Source organism: Pseudomonas sp. NFACC37-1, from assembly GCF_900101575.1.
Taxonomy (GTDB): Bacteria; Pseudomonadota; Gammaproteobacteria; order Pseudomonadales; family Pseudomonadaceae; genus Aquipseudomonas; species Aquipseudomonas fluorescens_AA.
The window spans coordinates 1-1,273 of sequence record NZ_FMUZ01000093.1 but is presented as its reverse complement, the minus strand read 5'-3'; the positions used below and the strand labels follow the sequence as shown (position 1 = coordinate 1,273).

2 protein-coding genes are annotated in these 1,273 nt (G+C 48.7%); both read right to left on the bottom strand.

Annotated elements, in window-relative coordinates; genetic code table 11:
* Positions 1-185: 185 nt before the first annotated feature.
* On the bottom strand, positions 186-545 hold the full coding sequence (locus BLP82_RS30020; protein ID WP_092177200.1) for a hypothetical protein: 360 nt from the start codon (positions 543-545) through the stop codon (positions 186-188).
* Positions 545-1,273, bottom strand: a 729-nt coding sequence (locus tag BLP82_RS30015; RefSeq protein ID WP_139198031.1) for an RHS repeat-associated core domain-containing protein, incomplete at its 5' end; no start/stop codon positions are given. The genes BLP82_RS30015 and BLP82_RS30020, both read right to left, overlap by 1 nt.

Here is a 1,273-nt window from a genome sequence, read left to right as displayed (position 1 = left end):
GGGAATGTCGCCAGGGACGCTCTGCGTTCCGCTTCTGAATGTGACGCAGAGCGTCACGGGATGCATTCCCACGCGGAGCGTGGGAACGATCAAACTAGACAACTCAGAGTGTCAGGGATTGAGTTCGCTGCTTTAGGGATGCATTCACGCAGCAGGTAACGATTAAATACTCTTTCTAAATTAAGTTATGAGTTTTCGGCCACTTCTGACTGATAGCGCTTGAGGCAGCTCAGCAAAACTCTCATAAAGTGAGGCGGATCCTTAACATCATCATCGAAATATGTGGTTATCCTCGAAAATATCTCATCAAAATTCGCCCCCTCTTCCAGATAGAAGGAAATTTTTTCAATAAACCATTCGCGCTCATGAGATTGAAATGTTAAAAAATCAGCTTTAAGCAAGGAATCAAACAACTCCACCAACTCAGAGTCGGCGTTGATATCCTTCGAGACAATAATCTCCTCCCTTGCCTCATCTATCGTATTCTCTATATCAAATACAAATAAGAGACTTCTTAGCACAACCATATCAGACGACTTCGTCATCACTCAAATTCCGTATAACTGGTTATCGGAAGGCCTTTGTCATTCAGTATCACCACAGCCTTTGTTTGCTCGCCATATTCCAACCCTTCCTTTTTATATCCCTCTCCGACTTTTCTTCCAAACTCAATAGGCTCACGAGATTGCTGCAGACCACTTTCTTTGAAAACAAGCCGTGCTCTATTTATCGCATAAAGTTGATCTCGATGACTTATGAAGTGTGTTGCCGCAGTAGGGATTTTAGGTTCTCCCTTTTTTTTACCTTTGGTATAACGTTCAATTTCACCCGTTGTAGGGTTTTTACCAGATTGCAGCCGTTCCATTTGCGATTGCAAGGTAGTCTGCGCACCGTGTTTTTCCAGAAAGTGAGCACCATCAATAGAACCTTCCATCTCCCTTAACTCCTTATAAGCTTTTGCCTCCGCTAGTTCATGCTCCTGTGCCCGCTGCTCCGCCGTCATCGGCAGCGTCGGCTCACCCTCATCTACCTGAACCTTCCCCGCCGGATCCTGCCCCCCAACCGCCGGCCGACACCCACCCTTCCCCGGGCAATCCACCAACCCCAACGGATCCACCCACCCCGTCGGGTTCACCGTGTAGCGGTACCCATTGAGCCCACCCGCCAACTTGCTCGGATCAGGCGTCAAATAGCGGCCGGTCTCGGGATTGTAGTAGCGGTGCCGGTTGTAGTGCAGGCCGCTTTCCGGGTCGAAGTATTGGCCCTGGAAGCG

Bases quoted from the DNA above. Each gene is read 5' to 3' on its own strand.
- BLP82_RS30020 (WP_092177200.1), bottom strand. From the start codon at position 545: ATGACGAAGTCGTCTGATATGGTTGTGCTAAGAAGTCTCTTATTTGTA.